This window comes from Candidatus Profftia tarda, from assembly GCF_904848675.1.
GTDB classification, from domain to species: domain Bacteria; phylum Pseudomonadota; class Gammaproteobacteria; order Enterobacterales; family Enterobacteriaceae; genus Profftia; species Profftia tarda.
This window is the reverse complement of record NZ_LR890047.1, coordinates 1,055,073-1,078,037: the sequence shown is the minus strand read 5'-3', so window position 1 is coordinate 1,078,037 and position 22,965 is coordinate 1,055,073. Positions and strand designations below refer to the sequence as shown.

Genomic DNA, 22,965 nt, shown 5'->3' with positions numbered 1-22,965 from the left:
GGCTGCTGTGTTTACTCGTTTTCAATCTAATAATACAATACCTTAAGTACAGAATGCAACTGATCATGGCAATACTAGATATGCACAATGAATCTGATATTTTTAGATATTTGCCTAATCTACATTATGTATATACAGCAATTTTAGCGCATATTTTTAATGCACTGATATACATTGATTTCTAGCATAGAAAAATATATTCTCCTTGTTTAAAAGTAGCAAGCAGGATTTGTATAATAGTATTAATTGAATTCTCTAATAACATCTTTTTAAGATATATTTATATCTATGATTATTATTATAAAGCACTAAAAATCTTAGAGGGTTAATATTGACCATTCTATTGCAATTGTATATATGATAGTTAATAATAAATGTTGTTATTCTAACAAGCTAAAGTGAGCAGATGATGTCCGTTATTCAATAACGGTATTGAATCTCTTAGAGATTCATAATACATATAGAATTTATAAATTAGCAAAACATAAATATCAGGGACCCATAGCAGAGTATAAATGTAGAAGTTATGTTAATCATCTATTCTTACTCTTATAAATACATAAGCAATATATTATAAAAATAAAGTATCATTATAACATACATTGTCTACAATGAATAAGTCAAGAGCTTATTATTTAATATTATTCAGGTCAACAATATTACTATGCATTTTACCGATATAAGATAACATTACGTTTTAATCATAAATATCATTAACTCGAATAAGAAGAATATATACTATAAACAAGTAAATACCATAATGTAGATATCAGGAATAATATCAATTATATCATTCAAATAATGGTAGCTCAGGGAAGATAATAGTCTCACATCTTCTTATTGAGCACTTAGATATAGGTTTACTTGGTTGTAAAATCGACAATAATAAAACTGATATTAATTTCATGAAGATATATATAATTCCTAATTATTTAAAGATTTTATCCATTCTGTATCTATTTACTAAATGATTAATTCTTATGCAAATTATTCACGAATAACACGGGTAATATGATTCCAGTTTTTGTTCTTAAGTTAAATATAAACAAAGATCTATCTTTTAGATTGACGAATAGTTGGTGCGATTTTATCTAGCACACCGTTGATAAACTTATGGCTATCTTTTGCACCAAAATTCTTCGCTAGTTCAATACCTTCGTTAATTGCTACTTTATAAGGTATATCTTGTCTTTTACTAAGTTCAAAGAGAGCAATACGTAAAACTGCTCTTTCAACTTGTCCTAGTGCTTCTATTTGACGCGATAACACTGGAATCATAAGACTATCTAGATATTCTACATTGACAGCTACTCCAGCAATCAATTCACAGAAGTAGAGAACATCAAAATCTTTTTCTCCTGGCTCTGATAAGAAGTGGTATTCAACGTCAGCAATGTTGTTTTTAGATATTTGCCAAGAATAAAGTGCTTGCATAGCACATTCACGGGCGCGATGACGTGTAGCTGGTTTCACAAAAATATCCTTGCTAAAATTAATTTTTAATTGCTTCAATAATATTGATCATTTTAAGGGCGGCTAGAGCATCTTCTGATCTTTTGTTACCATCTTAGCCCCTGCATGTTCAATGACCTGTTCTATATTTTCAGTAATGAGCAGATCAAATTCTGCAGGTATAATTTTTTGCATGGCAACTCTTGAAATAGCAAAACTATATGCAGCTGTAACACATTCAAATTGAGCAGTGTCATCATGGATAACTTGTTCCCAAGGCAGATAATCAGATCATACCTATTGGTATCAGTTAGCGCACGCACGGAAAATTTTAGGGCGTAAAAACCAGGCACCCAAACGATAGTTATATTTTCGTCGGCAACTTGTCCTATTCGCTTTAGAGAATCAAGTGCACAGTTTAGTAAGTTGCGATTAATAAAAATTGTTAAAACTAGAAACAGTGATAGCAATGAGTGCTTGCGGAGGAGCTGCTAGCACTTCAATAGTTTTCATGAAGCTTTTCCTTAAAATTATTTTCTATTAAATCTCTTAGGGATTATATTAATAATATATCATATTATTTTGTTCTTTGCTTCGTAGCCTTTTACTAATTGAGTACTTAATGAATTATAAAAATAAAATAAAGGGCAATACTAATGCAGTACAATCTTCAGGACTGACTGATATTTTTCTTAAAATGTAATTGATTAAACAATAGAAGATTATTTTATTAATCAATAATTTTGTATCATGATTTTAGCTATTAAGAACGTTTCATCATATCGAAGAAATCATCATTTGTTTTTGTCATTGCAAGTTTGTTAATGAGGAATTCCATGGCATCTATTTCACCCATAGGATGAATAATCTTTCTTAATATCCACATTTTATGTAATTCTTCAGAGGTTGTTAGTAGTTCTTCTTTACGAGTGCCTGAGCGGTTGTAATCTATAGCAGGGAATACACGTTTTTCGGCAATTTTACGGGAAAGATGTAGCTCCATATTGCCAGTACCTTTAAATTCTTCATAAATAACTTCGTCCATCTTAGATCCAGTATCAACTAGTGCTGTTGCGATAATTGTAAGGCTACCCCCCTCTTCTACATTACGCGCAGCACCGAAAAAGCGCTTCGGACGATGTAAAGCATTAGCATCTACACCACCTGTTAGTACTTTACCTGATGCTGGTACTACGGTGTTATAAGCACGTGCTAAACGTGTAATGGAGTCCAAAAGAATAATCACATCTTTCTTATGTTCAACTAGACGCTTTGCTTTTTCTATGACCATTTCAGACACCTGAACATGGCGAGATGCAGGTTCATCAAAAGTAGAGGCTATCACTTCTCCCTTAACCAAGCGCTGCATTTCTGTTACTTCTTCTGGACGTTCGTCTATCAGGAGCACCATCAAAGTACATTCATGGTAGTTATAAGCGATACTCTGCGCAATATTTTGTAATAACATGGTTTTGCCCGCTTTTGGCGGCGCAACTATAAGACCTCTTTGACCTCGACCGATTGGAGAGGCTAGATCAAGTACACGAGCTGTTAAATCTTCAGTAGAACCATTTCCGCGTTGCATATGAAGACGAGCGTTTGCATGTAAAGGAGTAAGGTTTTCAAATAGAATTTTGTTCCGTGCATTTTCTGGTTTATCGTAATTCACGTCGTTTACTTTTAATAGGGCAAAGTATCGTTCACCTTCTTTTGGAGGACGTATTTTACCAGAAATAGTATCCCCTGTGCGAAGATTAAAACGACGTATTTGGCTGGGAGAAACATAGATATCATCAGGACCTGCAAGGTATGAACTATCTCCAGAACGCAGAAAACCAAAACCGTCCTGCAATATCTCCAATACCCCATAGCCGAATATATCTTCACCGCTTTTTGCATGTTGTTTTAAAATTGCAAAAATGATGTCTTGTTTACGCATACGGGCTAGATTCTCTAGGCCCATGTTTTCGCCGAGAGTGATTAGATCAGAGACCGGCGTATTCTTTAATTCGGTAAGATTCATAATGGTGGGTTCTTTAAACTTGGGGTATATCTTGAACTCATTGTGAGTGGTATAATCGGGGTCATCACTTCCTGTTTTTGGACTTTAGAGCACTTAATATCTATCGATATTGCAAATAAATTGCACACAATCAAGAGATTAAACTTTTAATTATCATGTATTTATTGATGATATACAGGTGCTGTACTGTTTACAGTCTATTTGTTAGCTTCTTGCGAACGATCTGTAATTAGCATATTAGTTTACGCCGATCATAATAACTATTATTAAAATAATAGAGCTCTCAAAAAAGAATAAAATTTATAGGTTAAAACTATATGATTCAAACTACAGGTAAGCACTGTATTGCAGTAGTCTTAAACTTAACATGCTTCTGAGTGGTCGTCTAGCGGTGAGCTGAAAGAAAATAAAGAACCATTAGACGACATCTTAATTAAGGATACTAATTATAAATTAGCATCCAAAAACTCTTCTAATTGTTTTTTGGATAAAGCGCCTACTTTCGTTGCAGATACAGTCCCTTTCTTGAAGAGAAGAAGCGCTGGAATACCACGTATGCCAAATTTCGGCGCAGTTTGCGGATTTGAATCTATATTTATTTTTGCAAGAGTTAACTTATTTGCGTACTCAACTGCTATTTCGTCCAAAATTGGAGCAAGCATCTTGCATGGACCACACCATTCTGCCCAGAAATCAACTAGAACAGGGCCTTCAGCTTTTAACACGTGAGCATCAAAGCTATTGTCACTTAGGTGAACAATTTTATCGTTCATGTTATACTCCATAGGATTCATTTTTTCTTCAAATCTTAACTGACTAAAATGATTGTCTTGCAATTAAAGTTTTTTCTTTTTTCAATTAATACGTCTTTAAAAGCAAGACTTTCGTTAATATAGAGCTTGAAGTCTTATATGGTACACTATTACAAGCAAAAGATTCTTGACTTAATATATTGCGCACTCGAGCATGTGCTTAATACCTCATTTGATTTGATAAAGAGGAATTAATACCATTATCCTTATTTCAAGGATTAGTATGCCTACTTATGAAGTTTATTATTCAATATAGCATGTTAGATATCATTAGTCATCAATGCTTCATATTATAGAGATTCATAATAAATTTTCCGATACTTATGCGTTACATAGGCTATGTAGTTAAGACATGTATTCTATTTTAGAAATTTACCATTCTTTTAAGCCTGCCAATTAAATAGTAAATACAGATAGACTAATCTGATCTATACTATAATATCCGATGACTTATTTTTGATTTCTGTAGTATCAAGTATCATATATTATTATGAATAAGGATATCTTAGAGGGAATACACCTATTTGTTCTGTATTAATAGGGGCACTAGCCTAAAATTTTTAACAAAATATTATAGATAGAATATATTCATATTTTGGATAGAATAAAATATATACTCAGATCTATATTAGAGTAAACGTTGTTCTATGTAAAATATCTAACCTTTTCTTCTATTAAAAATATTATTTTAGTAGATCCGCTAAGATCTATAAGAAAATCAAAAGAGCTATATCTAATATTGAGTTGATAACATATTTTACTTGTATAAGACTTTCCTGATTCATTAATCTAGATTTAAATAAATAGTATGCTACTAGTTCTAGAAGATTAGGCAAATCAAGACTGAGAGCATAACTATATTGTTCAAGATATTTAACTAAGAAGTGCTCTATCCTATAAAAATTTTATATAGATATCCTTAGTGCTAAGATCTATCTAAATCTCAGAGTCAGGTAATATTTATAGGTATGCTTGACGGTATCATCAAGATCCACGAACTTAATAATACTTGTTAAGATCTTTTTTATCATCCTAATACATTAAATCTACACCTCACTGAAGAAGCAGGCTCTTGTGTATTTTAATAACTTCTTAAAGACGATAAACTTTAGGTGAAATAGTGTTATAAAGATTTTTTTAGTTATATATCCAGCAAATATTCAGCAAAGAGATCGGTATGATCTAGAATATCTTTTAAAATTACTAATTTTATGATATTTATAATATAAATCTAGTTATATTTTTTTAATATTTTTAAGGATCTCTCTAATATTTGCTATGCTTTTTTGCCTTTTTAGTAATACATCGTGGGGGCTAATAACTGAATCTTTCTTATTCCATTTGAGATCTTCTTGTGGTAGCTCCGATAAAAAACGGCTTGGTTTATTGCGTACTAATGATCCGTATTGGCGGCGTTCACGACATAAGGTAAAGACTAATTTTTTCTGAGCTCTGGTAATTCCAACATATGCTAACCGCCGCTCTTCATCTACTGTATTTGTAGATATACTGCTATGATGAGGTAGTACACCTTCTTCCATCCCGACTATATATACATAAAGAAACTCCAATCCTTTAGAGGCATGAATTGTCATTAACTGTACACGCTCCACGCTGTTAGCATTCTCAGACTTGGCCATCATATCACGCATGGTAAATTGCGTTACAACTTGTGTCAACGTCATTGCCTCGCTTATATTATTCCCTTGAAGCATTTCTTTCATCCATACAATCAGCTGATTGACGTTTTTGATACGCATGTCAGCCGCTTGAGGGTTAACAGCTGTTTCAAGTAGCCATTTCTTATAATCAATTCCATAAATCAGATCATGCAGTGCAGCCATGGGGTCCTGCTCTGATAGTATAGAGACCTTCTGCATCCAGGATGTAAAAGACTGGAGGGTTTCTAATCCCCGTCCTCTTAAGGTTTGGCGGAGGCCAAGGTCAAAGCTAGCTCGGAATAAGCTAATTGCGCGATGATTAGCCCAGTATCCCAATTTTTGTAATGTTGTTAGTCCGATCTCACGACGCGGTGTATTAATAATACGCAGAAATGCTCTGTCATCATCTGGATTGGTTAGTATACGTAAATATGCTAGCAAATCCTTGATTTCTGGACGCGAAAAAAAAGAAGTATTTCCTGAGATGCTATACGGAATATGTTTTTGCAGTAACATCTTCTCGAATGTACGCGATTGATGGTTACCTCGATATAATATAGCGTAATCGCTATAAGATGTTTTATTAATAAAGTGGTGTGCAATTAGTTCTCCTACAACCTGTTCCGCTTCGTCGTCTTCATGATTTGCTGTCAGAATTTTTAATTCTTCTCCATAGCTCAATTCAGAGAATAATTTTTTTTTAAAAATATGCGGATTATTAGCAATAAGCATGTTAGCAGATTTTAAAATGCGCTGTGAAGAACGATAATTTTGCTCTAGTTTTATGATGTGTAGACCTGGAAAATCTTCTTTTAAGAGCATCAAGTTTTGCGGACGCGCGCCACGCCATGAGTAAATTGACTGGTCATCGTCTCCTACCATGGTAAAAAGAGATTTTTTTCTTATTAGTAATTTTAATAATTCATACTGACTTTTATTAGTGTCTTGATATTCATCAACCAGAAGATAATTAATCCTTTGCTGCCAACGCTCTAGCACCTCTCTATTTTTTTGTAGCAATAGAGTTGGTAATAAGATTAAGTCGTCAAAGTCGAGGACGTTGCAGGGCTTTAAATGAGAATCATACAGATGATAGCAATGTGCAAATATCTTATCACGCTCAGAAAATGCAAGAGCTACTGCTTGATCAGGATTAATGAGATTATGTTTCCAATTTGCTATGCTAGAAACCAGTTGTTTTAATAGATCTTTATCTTTCTTTAGCCATTTTTCGCTTAAATCTTTCAGTATTGAAAGTTGATCCTGATCATCAAACAGTGAGAAATTTTTTTTAATACCCAATGCCTGATATTCATTTTTTATAATATCCAGGCCTAAGGTATGTAAAGTGGAAATCATGATCCTACGAGCTGCCTGACTACCCAGGTGCTGAGCAGCACGTTCTTTCATTTCCCGGGCAGCTTTATTGGTAAAAGTTACTGCAGCGATATGTCGATCTTGGTAGCCACATTGATTAATTAGATGTGTAATTTTATGTATAATAACGCGGGTCTTACCTGAACCAGCACCTGCCAACACTAAACAAGGGCCAGTAACAAATTCGACAGCATTTTGTTGGCTCGTATTTAAATGCATATATAAATTAACCTAATATATTCAAGATAATAAGAAAGAATTTAAGTTTAGCAGAAAATATACTCGCTAAGAAACTAAGTTGCTTTTATATTACCGAATATTAAAGTTCTCTCACTCGAGAAAGTCATTATATTAACAAGTATTTTAATACGATCATAAAAGTTTAATCTATCATATTTTAATAAATAATAGCTAAAAATGTATGTTTTAAAATTGATATTGCATACTATCTATTTTGATCTTGTTGTATAAGATTACAATAATTTTCTGTATTTTAAAAGATTTCATTCGAAGATAGGACTTTTATGATTTCCTTTTAAAAAAGCACTTGTCTGGTGTCTGAATTTCTAAGTATATTAGAAAATCTTATTTATGACACTGCACCACTTTATATAGTGAAGAGATAAAAATAAATAGTATTTTCTCTAAGATCGCATGATTTCGATTAAGATTTATCAATACCAAAATAGGCATGACAGTAGATTGACTAGTTTTATTATCTTATGAGATAATATTATCTCTATAATTTCATATTTCTTTATTAATCATCTTAAGATGATTATCAGTTTAAATAATAGTAAATAGTAATAAATAACTACGTATAATTTGTTTGACTCAGTGCTATAACTCTTGATTATAATATTGTCATATCATAATCAAGAGTCAGCTATTCCATGGATTCATTTTCATCTTTCATCAATTTAGCTGTGTATATTTTACAATATAGATAAAAGATCAGCTAGCTTTTATTTAAAATATTAAATAAATTATTTTATAAATTTAACATTTAATAATATCTATCTTAAAATATTGTATGGGCAGGACGTAGCATGTAACATTAAACTATACTAATGTCTATTTAAATTCTAGACTATAGTGGTACTTCCTTGCATGAACTATTATGTTCAGGAGGTTTCAATTTATATTAATCACATTACAAATTAATTAAAAAATTTATGACATCATATAACAAAGATTAAATACTTATTTATATCATGAAATATTTAAAAAATTTGCTTGCATTGATTGGTTTTATTAGTTTTTGGGAGATAGTAGAATGATATGAGTGTCTTAAAGAAGAGCCATTTTATAGTACCACATTTTTCTATGCTATTAAAATACCGAAGCAATTAACTATCTCCTCATCTATGAGGAGGCACGCAGGTGCGTCGTAGTACCCAATATTTATTTATTATACACGCTTTGCGATCTTTCTACATTTTGTATTTAGTTATTGCTGCATAATTACACATAACAATCTTCCGATGCGTTTGATCAATAATAAGTTATACAACGATACCTTCTAAGCAATAGACACTCTATTTAAAATAAGATACGCTAAAAGCGTATAAAACATATTTAATTCATAATTAGCGATATAGTCAACGATCATTTGCAAATAATACTAAAAATTTAGTAACTATGGGTTAAAAAGTTATATCAAATAAACTTAATATATAAGTTATGGATTTTTAAAATATATGGATACCGCATTTTTTATATCTTGTATATCTAAAATTGCTGCTTTTTGTAGCGGAAAACAGTATTTCTCTCAGATGAGAGCAGTTGCATAACATCTGCTTACGCTCTTCGAATCTGTAATGTTATTGTCCCACGAATTCAGCTATGTTAAGTTATGGCCCTGCTATATTACATCTGATGATCTCTTTTGACACCGCACTATGAGGAATTAGGTTTGCGATGCAATACTATTATTCCCCCCTTAAAAATATTTGTCGCCACTGCGGATCGTGGTCAATAAATAAAATCGTATTATCCTAGATCACCAAATTACCCTTGAGTCCGATAAAACTCTATGCTATTTCGTGTTGATAGTGATAGGCAGTCTTACCCAACAGATTAATACAGTCAGTTATTATAAATCATAGTCAAATTTTTAATGTAGTCTTTTTAATTATGGATCTGAGCAAAATAGATTAATTCTTTATAGGTGTGCTGGTGTATCTCTTTCAGGGGGCATGCTTGCAAAGCTGAACGAGAAAGTGAATAAGTTGATGCTGGGTCTTGCGGTTAATATTTTTGGGGGAATTCTGTGCGTGATATATCTACCTTCTAAGTTATAGACTGATTCACTGTATTTTTCTTTAGTACGTTTATCTATTTCTCTCCGGATTCCTGTATAGTAATGCGTAATGATGATTTCTTTACTCAATAATGGAGTAGCCGGTTTCATTCAAGCAGAGCAACAATTATATTTATAGTCCAAGATAGATTAATCTTATCTTTGGTGCTCTCTAGATAATTAATTTTATCCGCATTTTTAACGAACTAATATTAAATTATGATTAATAAGTAACTTGATCAAAGGACACACCTACAAGATAGGCGTTTAAACAGTTCATCTAGAATACTATGCAATATGCTGCTTAAGTTTTTATTATTTCAATAGAAATAATTTAAGTTATTTTAATTAAAATAGAGGCATATTAATATAGATAACTTGGGTCTTTTGATATTTTAAATAGTTGTATCATTAAACTGATAAGCTAAATAAGACATATATTACTCTTAATAACATGATAACAGAATAAAAGTTGTACCAGTAGTTGACGAGTATGCCTTACCTCGTGCATCCTTGTAAGATGCACGCTGGTTAGTTGTTTTAAAATTTTTATTTTTATAACGTTCAATAACCATTCATGTTATTCCCTTTTTTTGCTATCTATTACTATTAGTTCTTGCTAAAAATGTAGATTTTGTAAAATTATATTCTTCTAAATTATTCTTTGAGTAAAATAAGGAAGAGTACTCAGATTAATATATTATTAGTGTTTGTTTTTAAGAGTTTTGTGTTATGTGATGAAAAATATTATAAGGGGCAACCATATAAAATTATTCGGATTTATGAGTCTTGTTTCGATTTATTACCGCTACTTTCTAATTTATCTAAAAAAATATTATTGATGGCATAATCACAAATTTATCTTAAGATAAGCCTACTGCTTACTTAAAATAACAGTTTATTATTTTCAATACAGGACTTTCCTAATTTAGATCATATCAATTTTGATGATCAATTAATAAGATCTTGAAATATTGATTTTTTACACTTATGATTATTTTATATAATACCTATAAATTAGGTACTTGATTTCCTGATAAATTTGTTTGTTTTATTTCCTATGTATGCAGCATAGTATGAATATCATTATTTAGTCATTGCCTTGAAAATTTATACCTTTTTAAGAATATATAATAATATATCTTAATAATACCATTCACTAGGTGTCTATTTTGAGAAAGATACAATTATAATAATAGGAGAGAATTGAGCAAGAGAACAGCAGAAAACATGCATTGTAAATTTTATTGATATTTGAAAATAATTATTAATTATTCAATTTAGGTATTGCTAGGATTTGGGTTCTCCTTCCCAACGTCTAAAAAGATCTTCTGGAAGATCCAAATCAAACTGATCGAGAACACGGTTAACAGTTTGATCAACAATATCTTGTACTGTCTTTGGACAATTATAAAATGAGGGTACAGGCGGCATGACAATTGCACCGAGCTCCGCAGCGGTTGTAAGCATTCGCAAATGTCCTAAATGTAGTGGGGTCTCACGTACGCAAAGTACTAAACGACGACGTTCTTTAAGAATGACATCCGCTGCTCTTGTCAGTAAATTATTTGTATAACTATGCACAATCCCAGATAAAGTTTTAATTGAGCAAGGCATAATCACCATGCCTGCTGTTTTAAAAGATCCAGAAGAGAGGCTAGCAGCAATATTTCGCACATCATGTATCACGTCTGCGATACGCTGTAAATCACTTATTTTTAAATCAGTCTCTAATACTAATGTTTTTCGAGCGGCATGACTTATTATTAAATGAGTTTCAATATTAGTGATATTGCGCAACACTTCAAGCATACGCCTTCCATAAATAATGCCACTAGCGCCGGAGATACCAAGAATTATACGCTTCATTCTTATAACACCTATTATATAAATTAATATAAATATATTTACAGAGTAAAATGCTCAGGATTACATATTTGAATATGTATAATACATTATTTTTTATTCTGATTATTATTCAGGCTTTATATTCTTATTATATGCGTTAGCAGTTTCTACTGCTGTAGCGGTGTAGTCAATAATTTGCATTATAGAAGAATATCTTCTGTCAAAAGCAAAGCTTTTAACAAAAATTTTTATTCAGGCAAGTTTAACATAACTAAATAATTTCTTGATAAATAAAATAAATTTAATGTTTCTTGACGTAAGCTACAATCTTCTGATTTGTTTAATCAGTACCTGCACTACATCGTCTTAAGACCTTTAATCTTCTTAATTAATATACTAAAATGACCATGAATAATGTGTTTAATAATTAATATTTTTATACTTTTCTATAGAAATATTTTTAAGTAGTTCTTTTAATATGTTGAAAAATTATTTCATTCTCTTTTCTTATCGTGTGTCTATAACGTACTATTATTCATGATAGTAATAGTGATGATTATATCTATAAAATTGCAATAAGATAGTTCTTTTCTTATGCTAATTCATAGTATTTCTACGGTTTATTTTCGTTTAAGAATTTATACATAATAATTTTATGTATCTAAATATTTGATATATTTTGATAAAATACTACAATCATCATGAGATTAGACTTTAATAAAGTCTATATTTGGATGCTGATATGATAAGAAGATAATTATTCTGATAACAGAAAGATAAACAGGATTAGCAAATAAATTACTGAAATTATCGACTATATTTTGAAGAACAAATTATAAGATTATCAAATAGAAATGCATCAATATTTTATTTAAAATATATTATTAATCTTTAATACTTTTTTCATATCAAAAATGTTATATCTTAATATATTTTGATAGAAGTTGCTGTCCAGTGTCTAGAGAGTAAAAGACTCCCCTAACAAGAGAGTAGTTTCTAGTCCCAATTGATAGCACTTGATTTTAGTAATTATAACTATCTACTCTCGTTGTGAGTGATAATATACCTTTTTAGTAAGTTATTGTGTTAGTAGAGGTTATCTGTTCGAGATGTTAGGTCATGATACTTATGATAAGTAGTACTTGATTTTATTATAAGTAGTATAAGCCATTTTTAAATCAAAAAGATATAACTTCAAATAACTGAAAGGACAATATCCTATAAAATATAATAAATTTCTAAAGAAGATGAGAGACTCATAGGAATATATTTTCCATCATTATTTATTTAATGAACTATTTATAGATTAGCTTAAAGTAACTTTCTTTAAATTCTCATGATCTTTATTCCGGGTGGAAAATCGATAGAAGGTAAATATGGAATAAAGCTAGATTTGCTCTGCAGATAGTCAAGGAACCAACTAATCATATAACTGAAATGAGGTATAATATGCGAATTTTTCCATCCTGCGCTTTGTGATGCCGATGTAAAGGTATCTAGAAAGAACAGCATTGCTGCAACCATAAGTACCCCACGTAGCAAACCAAAAAAAATACCCAGAATACAATCAGTGGACCGCAAACCAGTTTTGTCAACAAATGAAGTCATTATATAGTTGACAATTGCTCCGGCAATCAGTGTCACAAGAAATAAAATTGCAATAGCAATCCCATTGCGCACTAATGCATCTTCAAAATGAGTGAAGTATACAGCAAGATAGGTATGAAAATAACTGGCGACAAAGAAAGCTGTACTCCAAGTTAGTAGTGACAAGGTTTCTTGGACAAATCCCCTGATCAGACTTATCACAGCCGAAAAAGAGATAATACTAATAATAACCCAATCGATCCAAAACACGATTTTTTAACCTAAAAAAGATCTTTCATTTGTCGATTATTAGATTATAGCAGCAAAAATTTTTTTTAAAAGATTTAGGCTATCTTCTTGTCAATTTTTTAATAAAAATTAAAATATATTTATAAATTCATGGTTCGTATTTTAATTAATAATTGAATATTTTATTTGTTAGACGAAATAAATATATGCAATAATTTTTCTTCTATCAAAAAATAAGTCAGTAATTTTACATTTTAAAGATATTTATTATCTTTGCTCTAAAAATTATCCTCTAAAAATTATTTTAGTCATTGTACTATAAGTACAACTGTCTTTTATATGACTCAAAATAAAATGTTGATCAAATAAATCATTTGTATTTTAAATAAATTACTCTCCCAAATAACTTCTTGTATCTATAAGAACAGACCTAACGATGGAATCGATTGATCCTATGGATCTTAGATAAGTCAGATGACAATTTTGTTTTAAATTATGATGAGCCACAAACAGCAATATTACTCCCCTTCGTGTTCTATAGATGAGAAAATTTTATAAGTATTTTAACCATATCAATGTAAGCGTATGTCAAGATAAGTAGCTTACTTTTTCTATTCTTTTATATCTGTACTTTTTTAGTCCTAACCATTTATTAAATTCTTAGTGCATATTTTGAGATTAATTGTATATATTTAATTAAGACTTTGATGTTGTATATTGATAATGGCGTTGTTCGTATTATTAGTATTTGCTGTCTGTGATATGTTAGGTATTTTACTAAGTGGCTGATTTATCGGAGGCATAATATGATTTAAAACGTTCTCTCTAAGTTTAGGTATTAAGGGAATAGCGGTAAACTGATGTTGATAGTGTTTTTTCTGTCTGTGAAATAAATTAGGCAGTATAATGATACCTAGTGCGATGATTATAACCACACCAATTAATCTATTTTGAAACTTATTTGTCACTTGCATCTTCCTTATTTAGTGCCTCCATGACACTTGCAACAGTTTGAAAAGAACCATAAACAATAATAATATCTTGCGGTGTAGCATCTTTCATCGCTTCTATCCATGCTTTTTTAACATTTTTAAAAATATTAGGTTTATCCAAATATTTGGTCAAGAGCTCAATTGAAGCTCCATACGGCTCTTTTAATGGAGCGCAATACCAGTAATGAATCAAAGGTTTCATGTATTCTATCATTCCTGATACATCTTTGCTTGCCAGCATACTCACGACTGCACGTAGACAGCCAGGCTGTATTTTTTTATTAAGTCGATTGTTGATGAATTCTCGTAATCGTCCGGCCAAATATTTTGCTGCGTCTGGATTGTGCGCCACATCGAGGATCAGAAGAGGTTCCGTGTTTATAACTTGAAAACGTCCAGGCAAAAAGGTGCTTACCAAACCATGAATTATTGCCTTTTCATCAATGTTAATATTAGAGTAGTTCAGCGCAGCTAATGCAGTTGCAGCATTAGGAAGTGGTACTTGTGGTAGTGGTAAATGCGACCATGTTGTGCATGCACTATGCCATATCCACTCTTGATTGTTTGTGCTAAAATCCCACTCAATTCTACGACGATAAAGAGTTGCACCTTTTTCTGTAGCAACCTTACGCATAGTATCTGGCATATCAGGGTCACCTATAATAGCTGGAATTCCAGCGCGGAAAATACCGGCTTTTTCTCGGCCGATGCTTTCGCGATCAAACCCCAGCAAAGCGGTATGATCCAAGGCAATACTAGTAACTATGGCAACGCTAGGGTCTATAATATTGGTCGCATCTAAACGTCCTCCAATGCCCACTTCAAGTATGATCACATCCAGATCGGACTGTTGAAAAAGATACAACGCTGATAAGGTACTATATTCAAAATAAGTCAGAGAAATATCAGAACGACCTTTCTCTAAAATAGCAAAGGAATAGGAATGATCCGCTTCTTTAAGTTCTTTCCCCTGAATTCTGACTCGCTCAGTATAACGTAATAGATGCGGAGAGCTATAAACACCTACGCGGTATCCTGCGGCAAGCAAAACTCCTTCTAAAATGCTGCATGTAGTCCCTTTACCATTTGTACCTGCAACCGTAAATATTGTTCGAGCGGTTTTTAGAAGATCAAGTCTTTTAGCAACTTTTTTAACTCGTTTAAGTCCCGGTTCAATATTTTGATTCTGCAGATGTTCAAGATAATATAACCAATATCGTAATGGAGATGTAGCTCGAGGAATTGAAAAAATTTTCATATTAATTAATCGTTCCTTAGTCATGTGCATACTAGTGCAAAGAGTATTAATATACTTCTTAGATTAAGGCATGTCTTTCATACTGCTGCTTAACAGATTAATCAATTTCTGAGCATGTCAGAAAAAATGTATTTTACAAATAATTCTTATCTTTCATCCTCAAGTGAAATATCACTAATTATTTCCTTGCCAACAGGATTCGGTTTTCTCATCATCTTAGCCAAGAGGCTTGCCAATTTTTCGCGCATTTCTGGACGACGCACAATAATATCTATCGCACCTTTTTTGAGCAGAAATTCGCTCCTCTGAAATCCCGGGGGCAAAGTTTCACGTACGGTTTGTTCTATAACTCGTGGCCCAGCAAATCCAATGAGTGCTTTAGGTTCGGCTATGTTAATATCCCCCAGCATTGCTAGGCTCGCAGACACACCCCCCATCGTTGGATCAGTCAAAACAGATATGTATGGTAATCCACGTGCTTTCAATTTAGCTAATGCAGCACTAGTTTTTGCCATTTGCATCAGAGATATTAATGACTCTTGCATGCGTGCGCCGCCGCTAGCAGAAAAACAAATTAATGGGCAGTAATCTTCCATGGCTTGTTCAACCGCACGAACAAAACGAGCTCCCACTACAGAAGCCATGGATCCACCCATAAAAGCAAACTCGAAGGATGCAGCGACAACAGTCATACCTTTTAATGTACCCTTCATGACAACTAATGCGTCTTTTTCACCAGTCTGCCTCTGTGCTGTTAGTATTCGATCTTTGTATTTTTTTAAGTCTTTAAACTTAATAATATCTTTTGGCTCTAGCTCAATACCTAGTTCAATCTCGCTACTTTTGTCTAAGATAGTCTCTAGCCTTGCACGGGCAGAGATGCGCATATGGTAATCACATTTAGGGCAAACATCTAGATTAAGTTTTAGTTCGGCTCGATATAGCACTTGACCACAGCTATAGCATTTAGTCCAGACACCTTCAGGAATGTTAGCTTTACGACTGTGAGTTATCTTACTTTTGTTAAGAATTCGTTCAATCCAGCTCATAGATGACCTTTCTATTTTAAGTGAACGTGATACGAGTTTTCATACATTGTGTGTCGATTTGTGGAGAGCACGCTTGCATTTTTATAGTTATTTTGATATTCGTAAAATACAATCAAAGCTATACTTTAAAAAAATAATTGTAAAATAAAGCGACAATTAAAATTCTAAAAAAATGTTTTATATATCTTAGAATGTTATGTAGACTAGGAGGTATAATACAGATTTAAATTAGAAGTAACTAATATTCTACTAGAATAAATTAGATATATTTTCTTATAAAAAGATTTTTCTGCGCAATACTTCTTACTAAAGTTTAATAGGAAGGAAATATTAGGACCTATAATCTATTTATCTTTTATAGTGATGTAATAAGTATGATTCTTATGCTCTTTGCTATGATTACAATTTTGTTGTCTTAATCAGTTTTATTTTATCTCTAGTCTTTCTAAGACTAATATAGTGATGAGTTCTTTGATATATTTATGCATATTTTGTTTTAGAATGTATATCAATATTAGCAATATTAATTTCTTAATATTACTTACTCTAGCTTAAATGCTAATGTCTAGCTTAAATGCTAATGTTCCGTGAAATTTAGGAGTATTTATTTTATGCTGATATTTTCTTCTAATTTATAATGATAAAGTTTCTGCATATTTGACAAATTATAGTATTAATAGCTTGCTAATAAGCTTATTTTTATAATAGAGATATTAGAATATTGAGTTAAGTGTTCTCGGCAATATTAATTCTTTAAGTAGTATATCGTTTTATTAATTTTTGTCTTAGTTTATTTCTTTAATAATAAATTATTTAATAATTTCATAAATAGCATCTTTATGTTTCTTTGAAATAATTTTTTGATGTGTTGCCTCAACGGTAAATATTTTCTTGAATTATTCGTGATTTTGTGCAAGTCTTTATTTACATCTTTAATAATCTATAAGATAACTATAGACCGTATTCAGACAAATGGACATCATAACAAATGTGATCATTATGATTTTTCCATACTTTTAGGGTGTTTTGATTTATATTATGACTAGAAATTTATTTCTTCCCTATTCTTCCTTTCCTTTTGATGCGATGAGAGAACTAATCATTAAAGTTTGATTCTTTAAGATCTTACTAAACCTCTTTTCTGCACCTGTAACTAAACTTATATAAATGGATTACAGGCGAGAATAAAAATATATACTTTCATACATAATTTTTTATAAATTTTAAATTTATATTTGATAGTATCTAAATTTGTTGACTTTTGAAGCTATTATTAAGGTAATACTATATATCATTATGAATCATCGCTTAACGTTCAAAGATATTTTAGGATTGGGATTTATGACCTTTGCGCTATTCGTAGGTGCAGGTAATATTATTTTTCCTCCGATAGTTGGTTTACAGTCTGGGCAGCACTTTTGGATTGCGGCCGCCGGATTTCTTATAACTTCAGTTATATTACCCGTGCTTACCCTAATAGCATTAGCTAAAGCAGGAGGAAGCATTGATGCTCTTAGTAAGCCACTTGGCCGAATATTTGGCTTAAGTTTGGCAATTGTGTCTTATTTATCCGTCGGACCATTATTTGCAATGCCACGCACTGCAACTGTTTCATTTGAGCTTGGTATTGCGCCTTTAACTGGTCAGGGTGCCATGCCTTTACTGGTTTACAGCTTTTTCTATTTTGTTCTAGTTACTGCAATATCAATGTACCCTAGCAAATTACTCGATACCGTCGGGCACGTTTTAGCTCCTGTAAAAATTTTTGCATTGGCTATGCTAGGTATTGCTGCCGTTTTATTTCCATATGGTTCGTATATACCAGCAATTAAAATTTATGAGGAAAATCCTTTCTCTAGTGGATTTTTAAACGGCTATTTGACTATGGATACGATAGGAGCCATGTTATTAGGTAGTGTAATAGTTAATGCAGCTCGTTCCCGCGGCGTGGTTGGTAGCCGATTATTAACTAGATACGCCTTATGGGCAAGTTTTATTGCTGGTATTGGCTTGATTTTAGTCTATCTCAGCTTGTTTCAACTTGGCTCTAGTAGTGGGGGGTTAGTCGCGGCAGATGAGCAAAATGGAGCAGTTGTCCTGCATGCTTATGTTCATCATACCTTTGGTAGGCTAGGTAGCCTATTCCTCGCTGCCCTGATTTTTATTGCCTGCATGGTAACAGCTATTGGGCTAACATGTGCTTCGGCCGATTTTTTTTCTCAGTACCTGCCGTTTAGTTATCGTATCTTGGTATTGATTCTAGGTTTCTTATCAATGATACTATCTAATCTTGGCATGAATCATTTAATTCAAATTTCTATACCTGTGCTTCGAACGATCTACCCACCATGTATCCTTTTAGTGTTATTAAGCTTCACTGTGCGCTGGTGGCATGATGTTACACGTGTATTTTTCCCGGTGATTATTGTAAGCTTGGTATTGGGCGCTCTGGATGCTTTTAAAGGGGCTATGCCGCATATTAATTTACCTGTGTGTATTGAAAATTGGCCATTATCAGATCAAGGTCTTGCATGGTGTCTTCCATCACTTTTAATGTTAGTGATTGCAGGGGTGTATGATCGCAAGATGCGTTCTCGAAAAGTTGTGGTGCATAACTCAAATTAGTTTTGATAGATATCAAATGACATGTTAAAATCATAATAGTGTTTATATACCTTATGAATACTGCGGAAATGCTATGAAGCAAAAAACTAATAAAATGAAACGCAGTCTTAATACTCGTCATATTAATTTCATCGCGCTTGGTTCAGCTATTGGTACAGGATTGTTTTACGGTTCTGCTGAAGCGATTAATATGGCAGGTCCTAGTGTTTTGCTCTCTTATCTCATTGGTGGCGGGATTATTTTCATCATCATGCGTGCTCTGGGAGAAATGTCTGTTCATAATCCGCAAGCTAGTTCTTTTTCTTGTTATGCGCAAGATTATTTAGGACCAATTGCTGGGTATATTACGGGTTGGACATACTGCTTTGAAATTCTTATTGTTGCGATTGCTGATGTCACAGCTTGTAGTCTATATATGAGCACTTGGGTTCCTGCTGTTCCTCGCTGGATTTGGGTACTAAGCGTTGTTTTGATAATTGGTACTCTAAATCTAATGAAAGTAAAAGTATTTGGTGAGATTGAGTTCTGGCTCTCTCTTTTCAAAGTTGTTACTATAATTATTATGATTACAGTTGGTATTGGGATCATTTTATGGGGCATAGGAAATCACGGCCATCCTACGGGTATCCATAATTTGTGGACAAACGGTGGTTTTTTTAGTAATGGCTTCACAGGAATGATCATGTCACTACAGTTAGTGATGTTTTCTTATGGCGGCATTGAGATTATTGGCATGACTGCAATTGAAGCTAAAAACCCGAACCAATCGATACCTAAAGCTATAAATGCAGTGCCTCTGCGTATTTTACTGTTTTATTTCACTACATTATTTGTAATTATGTCAATTTATCCATGGAATCAAGTAGGGACTCAAGGTAGTCCATTTGTTCTAACGTTTCAGCATATTGGTATGACTGGAGCAGTTAGTTTGCTAAACTTAGTAGTGATCACTGCATCATTATCAGCTATTAATAGTGATGTTTTTGGTGTTGGACGTATGTTGCAAGGTATGGCACAGCAAGGAAATGCTCCTAAAATATTTTCTAAGGTTTCTGGGCGTTTCGGGATTCCCTGGGTCACTGTATTATTTACGTTGTTATCTTTGTTGAGCGCAATTTATTTAAATTACATCATTCCGGAAAAGGTTTTCGTAGTTATTGCTTCGCTAGCAACATTCGCAACAGTTTGGGTTTGGATTATGATTTTATCATCCCATATTGCTTTTCGTCATAGATTGAATCATGAACAGATAAAAGCGCTAGATTTTCCGCTGCGCGGTGGCATATTCACCTCCACAATTGGTATTGTATGTTTAATTTTTATTGTTGGTCTTATAGGATATTTTCCTGATACTAGGATATCACTTTATGTTGGTATTTTATGGATTATCATTATGTTGATGGGGTATTACTTGTTTATGGTAACCCCTCCGCCAAAGCGAAATCAAGATAAGAAAAAACAAATTTCTCCTTAAAGGATAGTTATATAATTATTACAAAATATTTAATAGTAAATTATTTTAGTTTAATTAAACATCATCTCTATGTTATAATGCGCTAGTTTGCCCATTGAAAAACATCATGTAACCTTTGATATAAGAATACCAGCAGATATAATTTAAAAAATGATAATAGTAGATGCTTTAAACACTTTTTATCATTGCTGTACATCATAGTACTTGTAATTTCTGCATTCTTCTTAATCTATGGAATAGATTTTTATTCTAACTATTTTTCTGCTTCTCTTTCCTCATATCTTTTATTTTATCAGTGCCAAACTTTAAAAGTTATGTTTTATATTATATTCATCATTTAATCTTGAAATATTTTTAGAAAAATATTTATTGAGCCACATTGCAGATATTTGCGCACTACCTCGGCTGACTAACTTCAGGTGTTATGAATTATTATGTTATTTTTTACTGTATTGACTATCTTTTCTGAAAGAGTAACTAAAATAATTTGATTAATACATTCATATAAGCTCTAGATTTATCCTGTTTTGCTAAAAGATGTGTGCTAGGTGTAGTATTTTTTAGCGACTAAGATAATGATCACCCATATTTGCACAGTGTGTTATTAACATTTTTATGAACAATTAATAATCTTTCGTGATATTCCTATTCTTTTCTTATACAATTTAATCTTGATATCTGCATCATAATGCAAGAAATCCTGATATTTTATATAATAAGATTAGAGAATCTTAGATTGAAGTTATCAAGTAAAACTAAGTTGTATAAAGTGTATTTGGAAGATCAGTATGATTGCTTACCTGTAAGTATTATAAATTAGCAGTCCAGTCAATTATTATAAATTCATTAGGTCTACTATGACGAAAAAAGATGATACTGATAAATTTTAAAAAATTGTGTTATTACTAGAATCAAAACCATTATTAGACAACTATTTCTATTATTATAAAGAGCAAAAATAATATTATTAAATAAATGTTAAAAGGCTAAATAAGTTTTATCAAAAGAGTATTTTTAAAAATCTTTAAGAAAATGTTTGCATTGTTTAAAAATATAACGAGAAATATTTTGTTGATATAAACTATTTTACGAGTACTTACGGTATCTTATATTACTTCTTTAAAGTAATTTACTTATATAGTATTTTCGTATATTAAGAATATATAATTTTATTTATTTTTTGGCATTATTATCAGAATTTTCTTGTATTATTAAATAATAAGGCTGTTATTTTCTTCTTTTTAAAACTAAAGATTAAGTTGCATATTGCAACAACTATTATGTATGATTAGGAAATACCTCAAATAATCTTGCCTTGTATTGCGTGATATAATAAAGCTTAGTATCACAATACTTATTGTATTACTTAAATTTATCAATATTGTTATGTAACAGAAGAGCTAAAATCAATTGATATCATAATACTTGTACAAGTTATAGTAATAATAGATAAAAGAAATAGTTTACGTGCCCATAGACGATCATCTACGTTTTTTCTGTATCCTGACAGTGCTATGGTGAACCACCATATACTTAATCCTATGGAAACGCTAAGATATTTATAACCTGCATAGCCACTGAATGATAGCATCATGCTTGCAAACATGAATGCTAATATATATAGTAAAATGTATTTTTTTGTTACTAAAATTCCTTTGACTACTGGTAGTACTGGAATTTTAGCTTTTCTATAATCTTCAAAGCAAAAAATAGCAATTGCATAAGAGTGTGGCATTTGCCAAAGACTAAATATAGTCAATAGGATCAGCGCTCCAGTATCAAAATATTTGCTAATTGCGCAATATCCAATAACTGGAGGCAATGAGCCAGATATGCTGCCTATTAAAGTGGCATAGGTAGAGTTGCGCTTCATATGAAGGCTATAAACTAATACATATATTATGAATCCAATAGATGCTAAAACTGCTGTAAGCATAGTAACCGAAAAATATAATATTGCAATACCAGCTAGTCCTAATAGAGCTGCATATATTAATGTTGCTCTTAGGGATATTAAACCTTTAGCCAGAACACGATTTTTAGTCCGATCCATGATTGCATCTATATCTCGGTCTATGTAGTTATTGCATACACAGGCTGATGCGATAATTAATGATACTCCTAACAGTGTCAATATCAATATTGATAAATCTAAACTGCCTTGAGATGCTAAGCAAAAACCACTGATCACCGATATAAGGTTGCCTAAGATAATGCCAGGTTTAGTAATTTCTAAGTATTTCTTGATGATCATAG

At 31.9% G+C, this 22,965-nt stretch carries 11 protein-coding genes and 1 pseudogene; 2 read left to right on the top strand and 10 right to left on the bottom strand.

What is annotated here, in order from left to right; translation table 11 throughout:
* Positions 1–1,053: 1,053 nt before the first annotated feature.
* The 9 genes and pseudogenes from nusB to accD all read right to left on the bottom strand — a co-directional run bounded on the left by nusB (position 1,054) and on the right by accD (position 16,610).
* Positions 1,054–1,473 carry a transcription antitermination factor NusB gene (nusB, locus tag KTT71_RS03040; RefSeq protein WP_216782375.1) on the bottom strand — a complete coding sequence of 140 codons (420 nt, stop codon included), beginning with the start codon at positions 1,471–1,473 and terminating at the stop codon, positions 1,054–1,056.
* A 19-nt stretch (positions 1,474–1,492) separates the two neighbouring features.
* Positions 1,493–1,965: pseudogene (gene ribH, locus KTT71_RS03035) on the bottom strand (6,7-dimethyl-8-ribityllumazine synthase).
* Positions 1,966–2,215: 250 nt separating this feature from the next.
* Entirely contained in the window at positions 2,216–3,475 is a 1,260-nt protein-coding gene (rho, locus tag KTT71_RS03030; RefSeq protein ID WP_216782374.1) for a transcription termination factor Rho, read from the bottom strand.
* Positions 3,476–3,921: 446 nt separating this feature from the next.
* On the bottom strand, positions 3,922–4,248 hold the full coding sequence (gene trxA / locus KTT71_RS03025) for a thioredoxin TrxA (RefSeq protein ID WP_216782768.1): 327 nt from the start codon (positions 4,246–4,248) through the stop codon (positions 3,922–3,924).
* A gap of 1,274 nt (positions 4,249–5,522) precedes the next feature.
* Positions 5,523–7,544, bottom strand: a complete 2,022-nt coding sequence (gene rep / locus KTT71_RS03020; RefSeq protein ID WP_216782373.1) for a DNA helicase Rep — start codon at positions 7,542–7,544, stop codon at positions 5,523–5,525.
* Positions 7,545–10,917: 3,373 nt separating this feature from the next.
* Positions 10,918–11,496, bottom strand: coding sequence for a UbiX family flavin prenyltransferase (locus KTT71_RS03015; RefSeq protein WP_216782372.1), 579 nt, complete (start codon positions 11,494–11,496; stop codon positions 10,918–10,920).
* A gap of 1,305 nt (positions 11,497–12,801) precedes the next feature.
* On the bottom strand, positions 12,802–13,332 hold the full coding sequence (locus KTT71_RS03010) for a CvpA family protein (RefSeq protein ID WP_216782371.1): 531 nt from the start codon (positions 13,330–13,332) through the stop codon (positions 12,802–12,804).
* Between the two features lie 936 nt (positions 13,333–14,268).
* Complete coding sequence (folC, locus tag KTT71_RS03005; RefSeq protein WP_216782370.1) at positions 14,269–15,561, bottom strand: bifunctional tetrahydrofolate synthase/dihydrofolate synthase; 1,293 nt, start codon at positions 15,559–15,561, stop codon at positions 14,269–14,271.
* 146 nt (positions 15,562–15,707) lie between these two features.
* Entirely contained in the window at positions 15,708–16,610 is a 903-nt protein-coding gene (accD, locus tag KTT71_RS03000) for an acetyl-CoA carboxylase, carboxyltransferase subunit beta (RefSeq protein ID WP_216782369.1), read from the bottom strand.
* Positions 16,611–17,906: 1,296 nt separating this feature from the next.
* Here accD and brnQ point away from each other — a divergent pair.
* Positions 17,907–19,235, top strand: a complete 1,329-nt coding sequence (gene brnQ, locus KTT71_RS02995; RefSeq protein ID WP_216782368.1) for a branched-chain amino acid transport system II carrier protein — start codon at positions 17,907–17,909, stop codon at positions 19,233–19,235.
* A gap of 73 nt (positions 19,236–19,308) precedes the next feature.
* Positions 19,309–20,709 (top strand): proline-specific permease ProY, encoded by a 1,401-nt coding sequence (gene proY, locus KTT71_RS02990; protein WP_216782367.1) that lies wholly within the window; start codon positions 19,309–19,311, stop codon positions 20,707–20,709.
* Positions 20,710–22,093: 1,384 nt separating this feature from the next.
* Here the strand turns inward: proY and cyoE are convergent.
* On the bottom strand, positions 22,094–22,960 hold the full coding sequence (cyoE, locus tag KTT71_RS02985; RefSeq protein ID WP_216782767.1) for a heme o synthase: 867 nt from the start codon (positions 22,958–22,960) through the stop codon (positions 22,094–22,096).
* Positions 22,961–22,965 lie beyond the last annotated feature (5 nt).

Coding starts and splice junctions, on each gene's coding strand:
- rho (WP_216782374.1), bottom strand. CDS start 3,475: ATGAATCTTACCGAATTAAAGAATACGCCGGTCTCTGATCTAATCACT.
- trxA (WP_216782768.1), bottom strand. CDS start 4,248: ATGAACGATAAAATTGTTCACCTAAGTGACAATAGCTTTGATGCTCAC.
- rep (WP_216782373.1), bottom strand. CDS start 7,544: ATGCATTTAAATACGAGCCAACAAAATGCTGTCGAATTTGTTACTGGC.
- KTT71_RS03015 (WP_216782372.1), bottom strand. CDS start 11,496: ATGAAGCGTATAATTCTTGGTATCTCCGGCGCTAGTGGCATTATTTAT.
- folC (WP_216782370.1), bottom strand. CDS start 15,561: ATGAAAATTTTTTCAATTCCTCGAGCTACATCTCCATTACGATATTGG.
- accD (WP_216782369.1), bottom strand. CDS start 16,610: ATGAGCTGGATTGAACGAATTCTTAACAAAAGTAAGATAACTCACAGT.
- brnQ (WP_216782368.1), top strand. CDS start 17,907: ATGAATCATCGCTTAACGTTCAAAGATATTTTAGGATTGGGATTTATG.
- proY (WP_216782367.1), top strand. CDS start 19,309: ATGAAGCAAAAAACTAATAAAATGAAACGCAGTCTTAATACTCGTCAT.